The 1,482-nt window shown below is 71.7% G+C and carries 1 protein-coding gene; it reads left to right on the forward strand.

Translation table 11 applies throughout. The features are described from left to right. Positions 1 to 180 precede the first annotated feature (180 nt). On the forward strand, positions 181 to 1,374 hold the full coding sequence (gene tnpC / locus ACFYX0_RS47810) for an IS66 family transposase (protein ID WP_388982135.1): 1,194 nt from the start codon (positions 181 to 183) through the stop codon (positions 1,372 to 1,374). Positions 1,375 to 1,482 lie beyond the last annotated feature (108 nt).

Raw genomic sequence — 1,482 nt, forward strand, 5'->3', positions numbered from 1 at the left:
GGCTGGATGGTGGGAGCCGGGTGAATCGAGAGGTTCACGCCCGGTTCTGAGAGAGCCGGAGGGTGAGATTCCCTCCGGCCACTCGCCCCGTCCAGTGACGGTCTGGCGCGTCCGGCGTCGCTGCGCAAGCCCTCCGGTCGGGGCCCAGGCAAGCCCCGCGGCGCCGCCGGGGGCGCGTTGATGCAAGTCGACGAGCCGGACGTGGTCGAGATCCACGCCCCGGCCACCTGTCTGGGCTGCGCGGGCGACCTGACCGAGGCCGGGGTGGTCTCGGTCGAGCGGCGGCAGGTCTTCGACCTTCCCAAGATTCGCCTGCGGGTGACCGAGCACCGCATCGAGCACCGCCGCTGCGCGTGCGGACAGGTCACCGCCGCCACCCCGTCCGGCGTCCCCGCGGCCCCGGCCCAGTACGGGCCCCGGCTGAAGAGCCTGGCGGTCTACCTGCTCACCCGCCAGCACCTGCCTTACGAGCGGTGCGCCGAGCTGCTGGCCGACTGCCTGGACGCGGACGCGGACGTGGCCACCGCCACCCTCTTGGGCTGGGCCGGGCAGGCCGCCGACGCGCTCGCCCCGCACACCGAGGCCGTGCGCCGCCAGCTCATCGAGTGCGAAGTGGTCGGCTTCGACGAGACCGGCACCCGCATCGCCGGCCGCACCTGCTGGGTACACACCGCCTGCACCCGCTCACTGACGCTCTACCAGGTCCACGCCAAGCGCGGCGTGCAGGCGTTCGAGGCGATGGGCGTCCTGCCACAGTTCACCGGCGTCGCGGTCCACGACGGCTGGAAGCCCTACAAGACCTACACCCGTACCGCCCACGCCCTGTGCAACGCGCACCACCTGCGGGAACTTGCCGCCGTCGTGGAGAACGCGCCCGCCGGCCGCCCCGAGGACTGGGCCGGGGACCTCGTCGCGCTGCTGGTGGACACCTGGGACGAGATCAAAGACATCCGGTCCGCGCACCCGCACGCTACCGGCTTCACCGTGGACGCCCTCGAACGCCTCACGGCCCGCTACGAGGAGATCATCGCCGCCGGGCGGAACCTGCACCCGCCCCGCGCGCCGGGCGAACCGCGCCGCAAACGGGGCAAGGCCGCGAACCTGCTCGACCGCCTCGACACCGAACGCGACCAGGTGCTCCGGTTCGCCTTCGACTGGCGGGTGCCCTTCGACAACAACACCAGCGAACAGGCCATCCGAATGGCCAAGATCCAGCAGAAGATCTCCGGAGGCTGGCGCACAGCACTCGGCGCCGAGCGCTTCTTCGCCGTGCGCGGCTACCTGTCCACCGCCGCCAAACAGGGCCGCAACCTGCTCGACGCCATCACACGGCTCTTCGACGGCCGAGGCGCCTGGATCCCCACCCCTGCCTGACCACCAAATCAGTCACGACTGATCAAGGACGCGCTCGGCTGGCACATCGCCTTCCGCGTCCAGACCCTTCAGGGCACACCCGAGCCCCACCAGGGCCCGGACATCGGC

Source organism: Streptomyces sp. NPDC002573 (assembly GCF_042889625.1).
In the GTDB taxonomy this organism is placed as follows: domain Bacteria; phylum Actinomycetota; class Actinomycetes; order Streptomycetales; family Streptomycetaceae; genus Streptomyces; species Streptomyces gibsoniae.

What these genes read in the sequence shown, in the direction of transcription:
- tnpC (WP_388982135.1), top strand. Translation starts at nt 181, where the DNA reads ATGCAAGTCGACGAGCCGGACGTGGTCGAGATCCACGCCCCGGCCACC.